Genomic DNA, 19,327 nt, shown 5'->3' with positions numbered 1-19,327 from the left:
TGGCAATCAGCGAAGGATCTAATTATTTGCCCTGTCCATCCGTTCCTCTGTGTACATCCCCCGGCGCTCGACACGCGCCAGGTGCACCCGCCTAGCCGGAGCGCGCCCCTGTCGAGCCCTGATTTCACGTACAGACTCTGGCAGGAACCTTCCCATGACGGACGCCTTCGAACTCCCGGTTACGCTGGTCCAGGCACTGGCACAACGTGCTGCGCAAACCCCGCAGCAGGTCGCCTTGCGCTTTCTGGCCGGTGACCCGCAAGAGCAAGCGGTGCTGACCTACCGGGACCTGGACCTGCGTGCCCGCAGCATCGCTGGCGCCTTGCAAGCACGTACCGAATTCGGTGATCGGGCGATTTTGCTGTTCCCCAGTGGGCCGGATTACGTCGCCGCGTTTTTCGGCTGTTTGTACGCCGGGGTCATTGCGGTGCCGGCGTATCCGCCGGAGTCTTCGCGCCGTCATCATCAGGAGCGGCTGCTGTCGATCATCGAGGACGCCGAACCGCGCCTGTTGCTGACCACCCGCGCGTTGCACGACACCCTGCAGGGCCTTGAAGTACTGGCCGAGGACCAAGCGCCGCACTTGCTGGCGGTCGATGGCCTGGACGCAACGTTGGCCGATGCCTGGCAGGCCCCGGCGCTGCAGGCCGATGACATTGCCTTCTTGCAGTACACCTCCGGGTCCACGGCGTTGCCCAAGGGGGTGCAAGTCAGTCACGGCAACCTGGTGGCCAACGAGGTGCTGATCCGTCATGGTTTCGGAATCGATGTGAATCCGGATGATGTCATCGTCAGCTGGTTGCCGCTGTACCACGACATGGGGCTGATTGGCGGCTTGCTGCAGCCGATTTTCAGTGGCGTGCCGTGCGTGTTGATGGCGCCAGCCTACTTCCTGGCGCGTCCACAACGCTGGCTGCAGGCGATCAGTGATCATGGTGGCACCATCAGCGGTGGCCCCGACTTCGCCTATCGGCTGTGCAGCGAGCGGGTCAGCAGTGCCGCCTTGGCCAACCTCGACCTGAGCCGCTGGCGTGTGGCCTATTCCGGCTCGGAGCCGATTCGTCAGGACAGCCTGCAGGCCTTTGCACAAAAGTTTGCCGGGTGTGGTTTTAGCGCCCAGAGCTTCTTCGCCAGCTACGGCCTGGCGGAAGCGACACTGTTTGTCAGCGGCAGCCGCCGGGGGCAGGGCATTGCTGCGCTGAGCCTGAACGCCAGCGCGTTGGCCTGCAATAACGCCGAGCCGGGTGCGGATCTGGTGCAAATGAGCTGCGGACGCAGCCAGCCCGAGCATGCCGTGCAGATCGTCGAGCCGCAGCAACTGACGGTGCTGGCGGACAACCAGGTCGGCGAGATCTGGGCCCGTGGCCCGAGCATCGCTAAAGGCTATTGGCGTAATCCTGAGGCAACCGCGAAGACCTTTGTCGAACAAGGCGGGCACACCTGGTTGCGCACAGGCGATCTGGGCTTTCTGCGTGAGGGCGAGTTGTTCGTGACTGGCCGCCTCAAGGATTTGCTGATTGTGCGCGGCCACAACCTCTACCCACAGGATCTGGAGAAGACCCTGGAGCGGGAAGTCGAAGGCCTGCGCAAAGGCCGTGTGGCGGTGTTTGCCGTCGATGATCAGGGCGAGGAGGGCATCGGCGTTGCCGTCGAGATCAGTCGCAATGTGCAGAAGATCATCACCCCGGCCACGTTGCTCAAGACTGTGCGTCAGGTCGTTGCCGATGCCTGCCAGCAAGCCCCGGCAGTGGTCTTGCTGCTGAACCCGGGGGCGCTGCCGAAAACCTCCAGCGGCAAGCTGCAACGTTCGGCCTGCCGCGTGCGCATGAACGATGGCAGCCTCGACTGCTATGCCCGATTCCCGGACGCGCTTCAGGCTCAGACGGTCGCAGCGAACCCGCAAGACAACCCGTTGCACAGCCTGGTTTCGCGTTTGTGGTGCGAACAACTGGGTGTGGCGCAGGTCGCCCTGGATGATCATTTCTTCCTGCTGGGCGGCAACTCGGTTGCCGCCACCCAGCTCACTGCGCGGGTGAGTGATGAACTGAACCTGCAGTTGAGCGTGCGCATGCTATTCGAGGCGCCGCTGCTGGGTGACTTCTGCACGGCACTGGCTGCCGCGCAGCAGAGCGGTACCACCAATAGCGCAATTGAGGCGGTTACCCGTACTCAGGCAGTGCCGCAGTCACTCGCGCAAAACCGCCTGTGGCTGCTGTGGCAACTGGAGCCGCACAGCGCGGCGTACAACATTCCCGGTGCGCTGCGTTTGCGTGGTGAGCTGGATCCGCTCGCCTTGCAGTCCAGCTTCCAGGCTTTGGTTACCCGCCATGAATCATTACGTACCGTGTTTTTCGAAGAACAGGAGCAGGCACTGCAGCGCATTCTACCTGCGCTGAATTTTACGCTGCAGCACCTGGACCTGAGCGATGTCGACAGTGCCCAGGTGCAGGCACGACGTGAGGCCGAAGCGCAGCAGCCGTTCGACTTGCAGCTTGGCCCCTTGCTGCGCGTCACCCTGGTGCGCCTGGGCAGCGAAGAGCATCAGCTGTGGGTAACCCTGCACCACATCATCGCTGACGGCTGGTCGCTGAATATCCTCATCGATGAATTCTCGCGCTTGTATGCCGCGCACAGTCAGGGCCTGCAGGCCGACTTGCCGAAGCTGGCGTTGGACTACGCCGACTATGGCAACTGGCAGCGGCAATGGCTGGCCGAGGGTGAAGCGGCGCGGCAACTGACCTACTGGCAAGCGCAACTGGGGGATGAGCATCCGGTGCTCGATCTGGCCACCGACTATCCGCGCTCAAACCTGCAGCACAAGGCGGCTGCGCGCTTGAGCCTGCGCGTACCGGCGGCGCTTGCCGAGGCACTGCGCAGCACCGCTCGCCAGCACGACAGCACGCTGTTCATGGTTTTGCTCGCCGGTTTCCAGAGCCTGTTGCATCGCTACAGCGGGCAGTCCGACATTCGTGTCGGGGTACCGAATGCCAACCGCCCGCGCCTGGAAACCCAAGGCCTGGTCGGCTTCTTCATCAATACCCAGGTGCTGCGTGCACAGTTCAATGCGCGCCAGTCGTTCGTTGAGTTGCTCGCTCAGGTACGCCAAGCCACCGTGCAGGCGCAGGCGCATCAGGACCTGCCGTTCGAGCAATTGCTTGCGGCCTTTCCCGAAGCCCGTGAGCAAGGCCTGTTTCAGGTCATGTTCAACCACCAGCAACGCGACCTGAGTGCATTGCGTCGCCTGCCCGGACTGCTCGCCGAAGAACTGCCGTGGCACAGCCGCGAAGCCAAGTTCGACCTGCAGCTGCACAGTGAAGAAGATCATCAGGGGCGTTTGTCGTTGGCCTTCGACTATGCCAGCGATCTGTTCGACGCCGCGACGGTGCAGCGCCTGGCGGCCAGCCTGCTCAGCGTGCTGGAGCAGGTCTGCGCAGATCCGACAGTGTTGCTTGGCGAGCTGCAGTTGCTCGATGGTCCAGGTCGTGAACAACTGCTGCAGTGGGGGCAGTCGCCCGCGCCGCAGGCACAGCAGTGGCTGGTCGAGCAGCTCAATGAACAAGCGCGCTTGACGCCACACCGCAGCGCTTTGCTGTGGGACGGCGGTGCACTCGATTACGCCAGCCTGCACCAGCAGGCCAACCGTCTGGCCCATTACCTGCGCGACAAGGGCGTTGGCCCGGATGTGTGTGTGGCGATTGCCGCCGAGCGCTCGCCGCAGTTGCTGATTGGTGTGCTGGCCATTCTCAAGGCAGGCGGCGCCTACGTGCCGCTGGACGTCGATTACCCCTGTGAACGTCTGGCCTACATGCTGGCCGACTGCGGTGCGAGCCTGTTGCTCAGTCACAGCGATGTGCTGGAGCGTTTGCCGCAGGTCGAGGGCGTCAGTGCGATTGCCATGGACCGCCTCAAACTCGACAGCTGGCCGTGCCAACCACCTGGCCTGCACCTGCACGGCGATAACCTCGCTTACGTGATCTACACCTCGGGTTCGACCGGGCAACCGAAAGGGGTCGGCAACACCCATGCGGCCCTCGCCGAGCGCTTGCAGTGGATGCAGGCGCAGTATCGGCTGGATGAGCACGATGTGCTGATGCAGAAAGCGCCGATCAGTTTCGACGTGTCGGTGTGGGAATGCTTCTGGCCGCTGGTGACTGGCTGCAGCCTGGTCCTGGCCGGGCCGGGCGAGCACCGTGACCCGCAACGCATCGCCGCGTTGGTGCGCGCGTACGGCGTTACCACCTTGCACTTTGTGCCAGCGCTGTTGCAGGTGTTCATTGAAGAACCCCAGGCTGCGCAGTGCAGCAGCTTGCGCCGCCTGTTCAGTGGTGGTGAGGCGTTGTCTGCCGCGCTGCGTGACCGGGTGTTGAACGTGTTGCCGCAGGTGGCCTTGCACAACCGCTACGGCCCGACCGAAACCGCCATCAACGTCACGCACTGGCAGTGCAGTGCGGCCGATGGCGCCCGCTCGCCGATTGGCCGGCCGTTGGCGAATGTGGTGTGTCAGGTACTTGATGATGAGCTGCAGCTCAGTGCCCCCGGTGTGCCAGGTGAACTGTACCTCGGTGGGGCGGGCGTGGCGCGCGGTTACCTGGGTCGTCCGGGGCTGACGGCCGAACGTTTTGTCCCGCATCCAGACGCTGATGGCCAGCGCTTGTACCGCAGTGGCGACCGTGCACGCTGGGCTCCGTCTGTGCAGGCGCTGGAGTACCTCGGGCGCCTCGACCAGCAAGTGAAGCTGCGCGGTTTTCGTGTTGAGCCGGAAGAAGTCGAGGCCTGCTTGCTGAGTCAGCCAGGGGTCACCCAGGCGCTGGTACTGATTCGTCAGACGGTCGCTGGCGCGCAACTGGTCGGCTATTACACGGGCGCGGAAAACAACGCCGGGTTGATGGCCGCCCTGGCTGAGCAACTGCCGGCCTATATGGTGCCGGCGGCGTTGGTACACATGGCGCAGATGCCGCTGGGCCCGAGTGGCAAGATCGAGCGCAAGGCACTGCCGGAGCCGGTATGGAGCAGCCGTGCGCACATCGAACCGAGCACTGCGTTGCAACAGCAGATCGCGACCATCTGGCGTGACGTACTGGGGCTGCAGCAGGTCGGTTTGCAGGACGACTTCTTCGCCCTTGGCGGGCACTCGCTGCTGGCGACCCAGATCATTTCCCGTACCCGTCAGGCGTGCAATGTCGAGTTACCGTTGCGGGTGTTGTTCGAGGCCAGCGAGTTGGGCGCTTTTGCCCAGGAGGTCGAGCGCCTTCAACACAGCGGCGCGCACAATCTGCAGGGTGAAATCGCCCGCATCGATCGGCGCCAGGCGGTGCCGCTGTCGTTCTCCCAGCAACGCATGTGGTTCCTCTGGCAGATGGAACCGGACAGCCCGGCCTACAACGTTGGCGGCATGGCCCGTCTGCGCGGCGTGCTGGATGTCAGCCGTTTCGAGCAGGCGTTGCAAGCCTTGATCGTGCGCCATGAAACCCTGCGCACCACCTTCCCGAGCATTGATGGTGTGCCGTACCAGTGCGTGCACAGCGACAGCACCGTGCAGATGCACTGGCAGGACTTTTCTGCCGACACGCCCGCTGCCCGTGAACAGCGCCTTCAGGCCTTTGCCGATGAACAGGCACATCAACCGTTCGACCTGGAGCGCGGGCCGTTGCTGCGTGCCTGCCTGGTCAAGGCCGCCGAGCACGAGCATTACTTTGTGCTGACGCTGCACCATATCGTCACCGAAGGCTGGGCGATGGACATCTTTGCCCGCGAACTGGGCGAGCTGTATGAGGCCTTTGTCGATGAGCGCGACTCACCGCTGCAACCCTTGCCGGTGCAGTACCTGGATTACAGCGTCTGGCAGCGGCAATGGCTGGAGGCTGGTGAAAGCCAACGCCAGCTCGATTACTGGAAGGCCAAGCTCGGTGATAAGCATCCCGTGCTGGAACTGCCGACTGACCGCCCGCGCCCAGCGCTGCAAAGCCACCGTGGCGAGCTCTACCGTTTTGACCTGAGCCCGCAATTGGCGGCGCGGGTGCGTGACTTCAATGCCGAGCGTGGCCTGACCCTGTTCATGACCATGACTGCAACCCTGGCGGTGCTGCTCTATCGCTACAGCGGCCAGCAAGACCTGCGCATCGGCGCGCCAGTGGCCAACCGCATTCGTCCGGAAAGCGAAGGCCTGATTGGCGCTTTCCTCAACACCCAGGTGTTGCGTTGCCAGCTCGACGGGCAGATGCGCGTCGGGCAATTGATCGATCAGGTGCGTCAGACCGTGATCGAGGGGCAGTCCCATCAAGACCTGCCGTTCGATCAACTGGTCGAAGCGTTGCAGCCAGCCCGCAGCACGGCTTACAACCCACTGTTCCAGGTGATGTGCAACGTGCAGCGCTGGGAGTTCCAGCAGCGTCGCGAGTTGTCGGGTATGCAGGTGGACTACCTGGTCAACGACGCCCGCGCGACCAAGTTCGACCTCAACCTTGAGGTGACGGATCTGGACCGCCGTCTGGGTTGCTGCCTGACCTACAGCTGCGACCTGTTCGACGAGCCGCGTATCGCGCAGATGGCCAGGCACTGGCAGCAATTGCTGGCGGCGCTGCTCGACAACCCCGAGCAACGCCTGTGCGAATTGCCGATGCTGACCGGCGATGAGCAGCAGCGCCTGCACAGTAGCCTTGCAGGCGACCGTGTAGCCGATCTGCAGCAAACCATCGAAGGGCTGTTCAGCGCCCAGGCGGCGCGTCAGCCGCAGGCGGTGGCGCTGACCTTCGCCGGGCAACACCTGAGCTATGCCGAGCTCGACGCACGCGCCAATCAACTGGCCCGAGTGCTGCGCGAGCGCGGTGTCGGCCCGCAGGTGCGCGTGGGCCTGGCGCTGGAGCGCTCGCTGGAAATGGTGGTCGGGTTGCTGGCGATTCTCAAGGCTGGCGGCGCCTATGTGCCGCTGGACCCCGAGTACCCGCTCGAGCGCCTGCATTACATGATCGAAGACAGCGGCATCAGCGTACTGCTCGGCCAGCGCAGCCTGTTCGAGGCATTGGGCGAGTTGCCGGCTCAGCTGGCGCGTTGGTGTCTGGAGGACGACGGCCCGGCCTTGGCCGCAGTCAGCCCAGAGCCCTTGCCTGAGCAAAGTTTGCCGGGGCATCAGGCCTATTTGATTTACACCTCCGGTTCCACTGGCAACCCCAAGGGCGTGGTGGTCAGCCGTGGTGAAATCGCCATGCACTGCCAGGCCGTGATCGAACGTTTCGGCATGCGCAGTGATGACTGTGAACTGCACTTCTATTCAATCAACTTCGACGCCGCGACCGAGCGTTTGCTCGCGCCATTGTTGTGTGGCGCACGGGTCGTGTTGCGTGCCCAGGGGCAGTGGGGGGCGGAGGAAATCTGCAGCTTGATTGCTGAGCAGCAGGTGACCATCCTCGGCTTTACCCCAAGCTATGGCAGCCAACTGGCGCAATGGCTGGCCAGCCGCGAGCAGATCTTGCCGGTGCGCCTGTGCATCACCGGTGGCGAAGCCTTGACGGGTGAACACCTGCAGCGGATTCGCCAGGCCTTTGCGCCACAGCAGTTCTTCAATGCCTATGGGCCGACGGAAACCGTGGTCATGCCGCTGGCGTGCCTGGCGCCAGAGCAGTTGCCCGCAGGGGCCGCCAGTGTGCCGATCGGCAGCGTGGTCGGTGCGCGCGTGGCCTACATTCTGGATGCCGATCTGGCCCTTTTGCCGCAGGGCGGGGTGGGTGAGTTGTATGTGGGCGGTGCCGGTCTGGCCCAGGGTTACCATGAGCGTCCGGGGCTGAGCGCTGAACGTTTTGTCGCCGACCCGTTCAGTCAAGACGGTGGGCGTCTGTACCGTACCGGCGACCTCGTGCGTCAGGGCGACGACGGCCTGGTCGAGTACGTCGGGCGTATCGACCATCAAGTGAAGATTCGCGGTTTCCGTATTGAGCTGGGCGAAATCGAAACCCGCCTGCTGGAGCATGCGGCGATACGTGAGGCGGTGGTTCTGGCGCTGGATATGCCGGGCGGTAAACAACTGGCCGCTTACCTGGTGTGTGACCAGGCGCAGGGCGATGCCAGCGCACAGCATGCACTGCGTGAAGCACTCAAGGCCGAGCTGCGGCTGCACCTGCCGGACTACATGGTGCCGACGCATCTGGTGCTGCTGCAGCAGATGCCGCTGACGGCCAACGGCAAGCTCGACCGCCGGGCCTTGCCTGCGCCCGATTTGCAGCAAGCGCGTGAACACTATGAAGCACCGCGCAACGCGCTGGAGCAGCAGCTCGCCAACCTCTGGTGTGAAGTGTTGAACCTGCCGCAGGTCGGTGTACACGACAACTTCTTTGAGCTGGGTGGCGATTCGATTCTGTCGATCCAGGTGGTCAGCCGTGCCCGCCAGGCGGGGCTGCACTTCACCCCGCGCGATCTGTTCCAGCACCAGACTGTCCAGACCCTGGCTGCAGTGGTACGCCGCAATGACGACACACAGGTCGATCAAGGGCCGTTGAGCGGTCGCGCGGTACTGACGCCGATTCAGCAATGGTTCTTCGACAGCGAGGTGCCGCAACCGCAGCACTGGAACCAGGCCGTGCTACTGGCGCCGGTCGAACGCCTGGTGGCTAAAACGCTGGAGCAGGCCTTGCAGCAACTGGTCGCGCATCATGATGTGCTGCGCCTGCGCTTCAGCCAGCACAACAGTCAGTGGCAAGGCGATTACAGGCAAGGCGACAGCCGCGAACTGCTCTGGCAGGTGTCGGTGAACAGCGTTGCTGACTGTCAGCAGTTGTACAGCGACGTGCAACGTAGCCTCGACCTGGGCAACGGCCCGTTACTGCGGGCCTTGCTGGTCGACGATGCGCAAGGGCAGCAGCGGCTGTTGCTGGCGATCCATCACCTGGTGGTGGACGGCGTGTCGTGGCGCGTGCTGCTTGAAGACCTGCAAGCGCTTTACCGTGGCCAGGCGGTGGCCGCCAAAACCCGCGCCATGAGTGATTGGGCGGCGCGTCTGCAAGCCTATGCCAGCAGCGACTCGCTGCGCGAAGAGCAGCACTGGTGGCAGACGCAACTGAGCACCGCGCATCGCGAACTGCCTTGCGATCACCCGCAAGGGGCGAACCTGTACAAGCAGGCGCATACCCTCAGCGTGCGCCTGGACAGCAGTCAAACCCGGCAATTGCTCAGCCAAGCCCCTGCGGCCTATCACACCCAGGTCAACGACCTGCTGTTGACTGCCCTGGCGCGAGTGCTGTGCCGCTGGAGCGGGGACACCTCGGTGCTGGTGCAACTGGAGGGCCACGGTCGTGAACACCTGTTCGACGATATGGACCTGACGCGTAGTGTCGGTTGGTTCACCAGTGCTTACCCGCTGAGCCTGAGCCCTTCGGCTGATGCCGGTGCGGCCGGACAGGCGGCGTCGATCAAAGCGATCAAGGAGCAATTGCGTCAGGTGCCGCACAAGGGGCTGGGCTATGGCGTGCTGCGTTATCTGGCCGATGCCGGTGTGCGCGAACGTATGGCGGCGTTGCCGCAGGCGCGGATTACCTTCAACTACCTCGGCCAGTTCGATCAGCAATTTACCGCCGATGCCCTGTTCCAGCCGGTGGATGAGCCGGTGGGCGAGGCGCATGACCAAGAGGCGCCGTTGCCTAACTGGTTGAGCGTTGATGGCCAGGTGTTTGCCGGTGAGTTGCAACTACGCTGGACTTTCAGCCGTGAGCGTTACGACGCCCACACCATTGAGCTGCTGGCTGAGGCCTACAAAGCCGAATTGCTGGGGCTGGTCGAGCACTGCCTGACCCCGGGCAATGGCAGCTTCACGCCGTCGGACTTTCCGCTGGCACAGCTGAGTCAGGAACAGATCGACAGCCTGCCCGTGCCTGCTGCGCAGATCGAAGACGTCTACCCGCTGACACCGATGCAAGAAGGGCTGTTGCTGCACACCTTGCTCGAGCCCGGCACCGGCATCTACTACATGCAGGATCGCTACCGGATCAACAGCGCCCTCGATCGCGAGCGCTTTGCCCAGGCCTGGCAAACCGTGGTCGCCCGTCACGAAGCGTTGCGCGCGTCGTTCAGTTGGAACGCTGGCGAAGCCATGCTGCAGATCATCCACAAACCGGGCAGCACGGCGCTGGATTATCTCGACTGGGCCGACATGGCCGAGGATGAACAGGAAGCGCGTCTTCAGGCCCTGCACAAGCAGGAGCGCGAAGCAGGCTTCGATCTGTTGCAGCAGGCGCCGTTCCACCTGCGGCTGATTCGGGTGGGCGCCGACCGCTACTGGTTCATGATGAGCAACCACCACATCCTTATCGATGCCTGGTGCCGCTCGTTGCTGATGAACGATTTCTTCGAGCTGTACATGGCCCTCGGCGAAGGCCGCGAGGCGCAGTTGCCGGTGCCACCGCGCTACCGCGACTACATCAGTTGGCTGCAGCACCAGGATCTGGAGGCTGCGCGTCAGTGGTGGCGCGATAACCTGCAGGGCTTTGAGCGCAGCACCGCGGTGCCAAGCGACCGGCCGCTGCTGCGTGACCACGGCGCGGAAAATGCCGGGATGATTGTCGGTGACTGTTACACTCGCCTTGCTATCAGCGAGGGCGCGCGCTTGCGTGAGCTGGCCCAGGCCCATCAGCTGACGATCAACACCTTCGCTCAGGCAGCTTGGGCCCTGGTATTGAGCCGCTACAGCGGCGAGCGTGATGTGCTGTTCGGGGTCACCGTTGCCGGACGTCCGGTGAGCATGCCGCAGATGCAGCGCACGGTCGGACTGTTCATCAACAGTATCGCCCTGCGGGTGAAATTGCCGGCAGCCGGTGAGCGTTGCACGGTGCAGCAGTGGCTCAAAGGCCTGCTCGACCTCAACATGCAATTGCGCGAGTACGAATACCTGCCATTGGTGAGCATTCAGGAATGCAGCGAGCTGCCCAAAGGCCAGCCGCTGTTCGACAGCCTGTTCGTGTTCGAGAACGCGCCGGTGGAGGTGGCCGTGCTGGATCGCGCGCAAAGCCTGAACGCCAGCTCTGACTCCGGCCGGACCCACACCAACTTCCCGTTGACCGCTGTCTGCTATCCAGGCGATGACTTGGGACTGCACCTGTCGTTCGACCAACGTTATTTCGATACCGCCACCGTTGAACGCCTGCTGGCCGAGTTCAAGCGTCTGTTGCTGGCACTGGCCGACGGCTTCCACGCTGACATGAGCGAGATGCCATTGCTCGGTGAGCAGGAGCGGCGCTTCCTGCTTGAAGACTGTAACCGCAGCGCACGGGCTTATCCGCTGGAGCAGAGCTATGTGCAGCAGTTCGAAGCACAGGTTGCCGCCCGGCCGCAGCAACGGGTTGCGCGCTGCCTGGAGCAGTCGCTCAGCTATGCCCAGCTCAATGCCCAGGCCAACCGTCTGGGCCATGCCCTGGTCGCGGCTGGAGTCAGCGTGGACCAACCAGTGGCACTGCTGGCCGAGCGTGATTTGCCTTTGCTGGGCATGATCATCGGTAGTTTCAAGGCTGGCGCTGGCTACTTGCCGCTCGACCCAGGGCTGCCGACCGCGCGTCTGCAGCGCATCGTTGAACTCAGCCGCACACCGGTGCTGTTGTGCAGTCAGGCCTGTGCCGAGCAGGGCCGGGCGCTACTGGATGAGCTGGCCTGTGCCGGGCGTCCGAAACTGTTGATCTGGGAACAGGTTCAGGAGGGCGCCTGGCCCGATAGCAATCCGGGTATCTACAGCGCACCGGATAACCTTGCCTATGTGATCTACACCTCCGGCTCCACCGGCTTGCCGAAGGGGGTGATGGTCGAACAGCGCGGCATGCTCAATAACCAGCTGAGCAAGGTGCCTTACCTGCAACTGAGTGAACAGGATGTGATCGCCCAGACCGCTTCGCAAAGTTTCGATATTTCGGTCTGGCAGTTCCTGGCCGCGCCGTTGTTCGGGGCGCAGGTGGAGATTGTGCCCAGTGCCATCGCCCACGATCCGCAGGGCCTGCTTGCGCACGTTCAGGCCTGTGGCATCACCGTGCTGGAGAGCGTGCCGTCGTTGATTCAAGGCATGCTCGCCAATGAACATCAACAACTGGACGGCTTGCGCTGGATGCTGCCGACTGGCGAAGCGATGCCACCCGAGCTGGCTTCGCAGTGGCTGCAGCGCTATCCGCAGATCGGCCTGGTCAACGCGTACGGGCCAGCCGAGTGCTCCGATGATGTGGCCTTCTTCCGCGTCGATGCCGCTTCGACCCGTGGCAGCTACCTGCCCATCGGTACGCCAACCGACAACAACCAGCTGTATTTGCTGGGTGAAGATCAGGCGCTGGTACCGCTGGGGGCAGTCGGTGAGCTGTGTGTCGCGGGTACTGGGGTTGGCCGTGGTTATGTCGGCGACCCGCTGCGCACCGCACTGGCCTTTACTCCGCATCCGTTCGGGGCACCGGGTGAGCGCCTGTATCGCACTGGCGACCTGGCGCGGCGGCGCATGGACGGAGTGCTCGAGTACGTCGGGCGGATTGACCATCAGGTGAAAATCCGTGGCTACCGTATCGAGTTGGGCGAGATCGAAGCGCGCCTGCACGAGCAGACCGAAGTGCGCGATGCCGCGGTAGGTGTGCAGGAAGGCGCTAATGGCAAACACCTGGTCGGCTACCTGGTGGCCAGCGACGCGGCAGCCGATACCGATGCGCTGCTCGAATCGATCAAGCAACGCCTGCGGGCCGAGTTGCCCGAGTACATGGTGCCGTTGCATTGGGCCTGGCTCAAGCAACTGCCCCTCAATGCCAACGGCAAGCTCGACCGCAAGGCGTTGCCCACTATCGACTTCGCCACTGCGCAGCGACAGGACTACCTGGCACCGCGTAGCGAGCTGGAGCAAACCCTGGCAACGATCTGGGCCGAGGTGCTCAAGGTCGAGCGGGTGGGCGTGTGCGACAACTTCTTTGAGTTGGGCGGGCACTCATTGCTGGCGACCCAGATCGCCTCAAGGGTGCAGAAGGCGCTGCAACTGAACGTGCCGTTACGGGCGATGTTCGAGTGCAGCACCGTCGAGGAGCTGGCCATTTATGTGCAGAGCCTTGAGGCCAGTGAGTTGAGCGACGATAAAGTCGACCGGCTCAGTGACCTGATGGCAGAGCTCGAGGCGTTGTAGGACTTAGGCCTGGGCCAGGGTAGAGCAGGTGCGGCGTAGGTCGTGTTTGAGCAACACCACCGAAGCGGCCAGCAACACGGCGTCCTTGATCAGGAAGGACGTCGCACCGCCCATGGCGGGAAAGCCACCGGCACTGCTTTCCCAGGCACCAGGGGTGGTCAGGATCAAGGTCAGGGTAGTGAGGTAGGTGAGTGCCGAACCAAGCGCCCCGGCCACTGCCCAGGTGGGTGACCAGATGCCGATCAGCAAGGCGGCGCCGATGGCCCACTCGGCCACACCCAGGGCGTAGCTGGCGCCCTGGATGCCAAAGGCGGCATGCATCCAGGACAGCAATGGGCTGTTGCCGATCAGGGGAATAAGCGCCTGGGCTTCATAGTCAAACCACTTGGTGTAGCCAAAGCCGATGAAGATCACGATCAGGCTCCAGCGCACCAGCTGGATATCGAAAGAGGAGCGTACAAAGGTATTGAGGTAAGTGGAGTGGGTCATGGAGAGTTCCTTTCAGATGAGGGGTACTCTCCAGACGCCGTGATCGGGTGGACGTTACACGCCGCTGTCAGGGAATCAGCGTTTACCCAGAATTTTTCCGAGCATTTCCGGGCGCGGCGCACCTTGCTGGGTTTGCAGCTGTTGCTGTTCGTCGAGGTAGAAAATCGCTGGCGTCGCAGACAGGCCCAGCTCTTCCATCAACGCCAGGTTGCTGTCGAGCTTGGCCTGCACGGCCTCGGGAATCTTGTCGAGGGCCTTGAGCGTGCTGGCTTTGCCTGCACTCTCGTGTTTGAGCAGCGCCTGCACCGGGTCTTTGCTGGCCAGCAGCGCTGCCGACTTACCTGGGCTGTCTTCGCGGATGATACCGACCATGATGTGGCGCAACTGCACCTTGCCCGACTCGACCCACGGCCGAGCCTGCTGCCAGAACATGTTGCAGTAAGGGCAGTTAGGGTCGCTGAACAGGTAGACGATTCGCGGAGCATCGGCTTTGCCGTCGGCGATCCAGGCGGTCTTTTCCATCTTCGCCCAGACTTCCTTGGCCATCGGTGCGTACACCAGCTTCTGCAGAGGTGCTTCGCTCAGGTCCTGGCCTTGCTCGTCGAACAGGCTACCGACCAGCACGTGCTTGCCGTCTGGGGTCAGGTACAAGGCCATACCGCGGTTCTGATACTCGGCGGCATAACCGCGCAAGCCGTTCGGGGCATCGAAGCTGCCCTTGATCTTTACCCCCTTGGCTTCGATTTGCTGCACGGCTTTGGGCAGCGATTCGGCCATGGCGGTGTGGCTGGCCAGCAGGCCCAGGGTGAGGCCCAGCGGCAGTTTCAACAAAGGGTGCATGCGTCGTTCCTTGAAGTATGGGTGACGGCGGGCGCAGGGCTGCGCTCGAAGGATTCCAGGGCGTGGGTGAGGCTGGCCCGTGATAGCTCGCCCAGGTGACTGCCGACCAGGCGGCCGTCAGCGCTGTAGAACAGGGTAGTGGGCAGGGCCATGGAGCCGACTTTCTGCGCCAGCTGCCCACCGCCGTCGAACAGCACGTGGGACAGGTTCAGCCCGGTCGTGGCGAGAAAATTACTGACCGTTTGCGGGGTTTCCCCCTGGTTGACGAACAGGAAGGTGATATCAGGATGGTCGTGCTGCGCTTGTTGCAGCACTGGCATTTCCCGTCGGCACGGCGGGCACCAGGTGGCCCACAGGTTGATGACCAGTGGCCGGCCCTTGTAATCGGTGAGTTGCACCGCCTGGCCGTTGGCCTTGTACAGGCTCACTTCGGGCAATTGCGTGCCTTGTTCATACAAATGACTGGCCATGCTGCCGAGCACCCAGAACAGCAAACCGCTGAACAGGCCCCAGCCTAACGGGCGGCGCAGTGTCGGGCGCCGCCAGCCGCGCCACACGGCGCCGAGTGCCAGCACCAGCAGCCCCGGCCAGAGCAGGAAGCCGCCATCGCGCAGGTCGACGATCTGAATCAGGTCGTCGCGGTACATCGGCCAGTAGCTGAGCACAAACCCCAAACGCGCGCCCAACAACCCCAGCAGGAACAGGCCGAACAGCACCGATTCGGGGTTGTCGCCCTCGCGCTTGGCCACCCGCCAGCCAACCAATGTGGCCAAGGCCAGTGCGCCCAGTAGCAACAGATGATCGACGGCCATGGTCAGCGGCCCGAGGTTCACGGTCAGCATCAGCCTTGACTCCGGGTCTGGGCCCATTGTTCGAGGAAGTTCTTCGCATCGATTTCGCCGGTGATACGTCGGGCGCGGCGCTCGTTGCCCTCCGGGCCGATCCAGATCAGGCTGGGCGGGCCGGGCACCTGGTAGCGTTGCATCAGTTCGCGGCTCGACGGTGCATCGGCAGTTACATCCAGACGGATCAAATGCACACCGTTGAGGGCCGCCAGTACATCAGCGCGGCCGAACACCTGCTTTTCCATGACTTTGCACGACACACACCAGTCGGCATAGTAGTCCAGCATTACCCACTGCCCCCTGGCTTTGGCGTTGTCCAGTTCGCGTTGCAGCTCAGCCGGTCGGGTGACGGTGACGAATGCGTCGCTGTGGGCCACGCTGGCGACTGTGGCGGTACCGGCGCGGAACGGTTGCAAGGGTTGCCAGAGGTCGCTGCCGCCTGCGGCAGCACCAATCACCAACAAACTGCCCCAGAATCCGGCCAGCAACGGCAGTGCGCGGATCGGCCGTAGGTTGTGTAGTGCAGGCCACGCCGCCCAGGCCAAGGCAATCAACCAGGCGCCGCCCAGGCCCAGCCACAGCGACGGCTCCAGCACAGTGCGCAGGGTGTACAGGGCCATGGCCAGGAACACGAAGCCGAACAGGCCCTTGACCAGGTTCATCCACGGGCCAGGACGTGGCAGGTAGCGATTGCCCAGGGTCACCAGTAGCAACAGCGGCAAGCCCATGCCCAGGCCAAGCGTGAACAGCACCAGGGCGCCGTGAACGGCGTTGCCACTCTGTGCGATATACAGCAGGGCACCGGCCAGTGGTGCAGTCATGCACGGCCCCATCAGCAATCCTGAAAGGGCGCCGAGCAGGGCGGCACCGTAGAGATTGCCACCGCGGGTGCCGTGGCCCGCACGTTCCAGGCGATCACGCAGCCAGGCCGGTAACTGCAGTTCGAACACGCCAAACATCGGCAAGGCCAGCAAGACGAACAGGCCGGCCAGGGTGCCGAGCAGCCAGGGCTGTTGCAGCCAGGCCTGCAGGCTGCCACCGAGCAGTGCGGCGATCACCCCGAGCGCGGCGTAGACCAGGGCCATGCTCAAGATGTAGACGCTGGCCAGCAGCCAGCCACGACGCGCACTGACGCCGTTGCCCAGCACCAGGCCGGCGAGAATCGGCAGCATCGGCAGCGAGCACGGCGTAAAGGCCAGCAGCAAGCCGAGGCCGAAGAAGGCCAGTAGGCTCCAGGCCAGGGTCGACTGTTGCAGGCCGCCCGCCAAGGCTTGGTCGCTGGCCTGTTCATTGGCTTGTTCGGCCGCCGGCGTGTCGCTCAGGCTGACCAGGCTGGTTTGCGGCGGGTAACACAAGCCGGCATCGGCGCAGCCTTGCCAACCCATGCGTAACTGCCCCGTGGCGCTGGCTGGCAGTATCAGCTCCAGTTCGCCTCGGTAAACCTGCGTGTCGCCGAAGTATTCATCATGGTAGGGCAGGGCTTCTGGCAACGTGGGGTGTTGTTCAGCAGGCAGGCCGTCGAACTTCAGGCGCTTCTGGTACAGGTAATAGCCATCAGTGATTTTCCAGTGCAGGCGCATTTCGCCGGATGGCAGGCGCTCGCTGCTGAACACAAAGGCTTTGTCCACCGGCAGAAAGTCACTCTGGGCGAAGGGGTTGGCCTGGGAAAGGCCGCTGAACAGGAGCATCAGGGCAATTAATAAAGTGCGCATCTCAAAGCCTTGGTAGTGCAGTAAGCGCCTGATCCTGGCCGAGCGCGATTAACCGAGTGTTAACCACAACGCGTCGGTTGTCGCACAAGCCGAGACGATCCGCTGTCGGCGCGGCATAATCCTGAGTTAATCCGCCTGCGCTTCACTGCCATTTTTAGTTGTGAGACCCACCATGCACGTACTGCTCTGCGAGGATGACGACCTGATTGCCAGCGGCATCGCTGCGGGGCTGACCGCCCAGGGCATGACGGTGGACCGGGTGGCAAGTGCAGCTGCAGCCCAGGCCATGCTCCAGGCCGCCAGCTTCGATGTCATGGTGCTGGACCTGGGCTTGCCCGATGAAGATGGCCTGAAATTGTTGCAGCGCCTGCGCCAGCAAGGGGAGACGCTGCCGGTGCTGGTGCTGACTGCGCGCGACGCGGTCACCGATCGGGTCGATGGCCTGCAGGCCGGTGCCGACGATTACCTGCTCAAACCGTTTGATCTGCGTGAGCTGGCGGCACGGCTGCACACCCTGTTGCGCCGCTCGGCCGGGCGCGCGGTCAATATCATCGAACACGGTCCGCTCAGCTACGACCCGAGCAGCCGCGAAACTTGCCTGGGCGGGGTGCCGGTCGACCTGTCGCGACGTGAGCAGGCGCTGTTGCAGGCACTGTTGCACAACCGTGGCCGGGTACTCTCCAGTGAACAGCTCAAAGACAGCGTCTACGGCTTTGGTGACGAGGTGGAAAGCAACGCCTTGAACGTGCATATCCATCACCTGCGGCGCAAGTTGGGCAACGGTATCGTTGAAACCGTGCGCGGCCTGGGTTATCGCCTGGGGCCGGCACAGCTACCCGAGGCTGCATCGCAATGAGCCTGCGTGTACGCCTGACGCTGATCCTCGGTGCCGCCTTTGTGCTGATTTGGGCCCTGGCGGCGGCCTGGATGCTGCGCGATCTGCGCTACCAGATGATGTTTTCCCTCGATCAGCGCCTGGTGGCGTCGGCGCGAATGGTAGCCGGCTTGATCGATCAGTTGCCGCAACCGCTGGTAGCCAAGGGCGGCGGCACCCAGTTGAGTGCCGATCAGCTCAGCGTACCGGACGGCATGGCCTGTCAGGTCAGCTCGCTGCGCGGTGAAATCATTGCCCGCAACCACAATCAGGAACACAACCTCGAAGACGATCGCAGCGGCTTTCGCGACCAGACCATCGAGGGCGCGCGCTGGCGTACCTTTACCTATTATCGCGGTGACGTCCGTATCACCACGGCCGATCGCCATCAGGAGCGCGAGGCGCTGAACCGTTCGATTCTGCTGGCCGCGTCGGCACCGGTGCTGGTGGCGTTGCTGGGCAGCCTGGGATTGTTGTGGATCGGCATTGGCAAGGGCCTGGCGCCGCTCAACCGCATGCGCGATGCCTTGCGCAGGCGCAGCCCCGACGCCTTGGAACCCTTGCAGGTGCGTGGCCTGCCGAGTGAGTTGCAGCCATTGCAAGACACCCAGAACCAGCTGTTCCAACGCATCGCCCAGACCATTGAGCGCGAGCGCCGCCTCACCGATGACGCCGCCCATGAGCTGCGTACACCGTTGACCGCGATCAAGACCCACCTGCAGGTGGCGCGCATGACCGAAGGGGCAACCCGTGAACAGGCCCTGGAGCACGCCGAGCAAGGCGCAGACCGCTTGCACCGGACGTTGGAGCAACTGCTGTTGTTGGCGCGGGTCGAGGGCAGCCTGTCGTTCGAAGATGGTGTTCAGTGCAATGCCGAACAGGTTGCCCGCCAGGCCATCCAGGACACCGGGCTTGCGAATGCGCAGCGGGTCGACCTGCGACTGGCACCGGACGCTGCCCAGGCATTTCTCGACATGCCTTCGCCACTGGCGGTGACGGCCTTGCGCAACCTGTTGGATAACGCGCTGCGCCACACCCGTGGTAGCGAACCCGTGGAGTTGGCGGTACAGATGGAAAAGGGCCGGGTAGCGTTCCTGGTTCGTGACCACGGGCCGGGCATTGCCGAACAAGACCTTGAGCGCCTGACCGAGCGGTTCTGGCGCACCGGGCAAAGTGGTAGTTGCGGTCTGGGGCTGGCGATCGTCCAGGCTATCGTGCAGCGCTGCGCCGGTTCGCTGCGCTTCGACAGCCACAGCGACGGCTTGCGCGTGTTCATGCACATCCCCCAACGAGCACAGTAGGAGCGGGCTTGCCCCGCGATCGTGGTGTATCTGAAAAACCGCAATCGCGGGGCAAGCCCGCTCCTACCAATTAAAACGTTGGTTTTGCTAAATCCTCGCGGCGCTGAAGCGTTTTTCAAGCGATAACAATCCGCTTGCTTGCGAGGGTTTCC

At 63.4% G+C, this 19,327-nt stretch carries 7 protein-coding genes; 3 read left to right on the top strand and 4 right to left on the bottom strand.

What is annotated here, in order from left to right; translation table 11 throughout:
• Positions 1 to 154: 154 nt before the first annotated feature.
• A complete protein-coding gene (locus ACP6KB_RS19000) occupies positions 155 to 13,114 on the top strand; it encodes a non-ribosomal peptide synthetase (RefSeq protein WP_442108857.1) in 12,960 nt (4,319 codons plus the stop codon).
• Positions 13,115 to 13,117: 3 nt separating this feature from the next.
• Here ACP6KB_RS19000 and ACP6KB_RS18995 read toward each other — a convergent pair whose 3' ends face one another.
• From ACP6KB_RS18995 to dsbD, 4 genes are all read right to left on the bottom strand, one after another.
• On the bottom strand, positions 13,118 to 13,603 hold the full coding sequence (locus ACP6KB_RS18995) for a YkgB family protein (RefSeq protein ID WP_442108856.1): 486 nt from the start codon (positions 13,601 to 13,603) through the stop codon (positions 13,118 to 13,120).
• A gap of 75 nt (positions 13,604 to 13,678) precedes the next feature.
• Positions 13,679 to 14,443, bottom strand: coding sequence for a thiol:disulfide interchange protein DsbG (dsbG, locus tag ACP6KB_RS18990; RefSeq protein ID WP_442108855.1), 765 nt, complete (start codon positions 14,441 to 14,443; stop codon positions 13,679 to 13,681).
• Positions 14,428 to 15,285, bottom strand: a complete 858-nt coding sequence (locus ACP6KB_RS18985; protein WP_442108854.1) for a TlpA family protein disulfide reductase — start codon at positions 15,283 to 15,285, stop codon at positions 14,428 to 14,430. Before ACP6KB_RS18985 ends, dsbG begins: the two co-directional genes overlap by 16 nt.
• Entirely contained in the window at positions 15,285 to 17,000 is a 1,716-nt protein-coding gene (dsbD, locus tag ACP6KB_RS18980) for a protein-disulfide reductase DsbD (protein WP_442108853.1), read from the bottom strand. Before dsbD ends, ACP6KB_RS18985 begins: the two co-directional genes overlap by 1 nt.
• A 172-nt stretch (positions 17,001 to 17,172) precedes the next feature.
• Between dsbD and ACP6KB_RS18975 the strand changes: the two genes are divergently transcribed.
• Together ACP6KB_RS18975 and ACP6KB_RS18970 are read left to right on the top strand one after the other, a co-directional pair.
• Positions 17,173 to 17,856: a response regulator gene (locus ACP6KB_RS18975; RefSeq protein WP_442108852.1), complete on the top strand. Its 684-nt coding sequence runs from the start codon at positions 17,173 to 17,175 to the stop codon at positions 17,854 to 17,856.
• Positions 17,853 to 19,175, top strand: a complete 1,323-nt coding sequence (locus ACP6KB_RS18970) for an ATP-binding protein (RefSeq protein ID WP_442108851.1) — start codon at positions 17,853 to 17,855, stop codon at positions 19,173 to 19,175. Before ACP6KB_RS18975 ends, ACP6KB_RS18970 begins: the two co-directional genes overlap by 4 nt.
• Positions 19,176 to 19,327 lie beyond the last annotated feature (152 nt).

The sequence above is a fragment of the Pseudomonas sp. NUPR-001 genome, from assembly GCF_052147955.1.
In the GTDB taxonomy this organism is placed as follows: domain Bacteria; phylum Pseudomonadota; class Gammaproteobacteria; order Pseudomonadales; family Pseudomonadaceae; genus Aquipseudomonas.
This window is presented reverse-complemented; position numbering and strand designations above follow the sequence as displayed.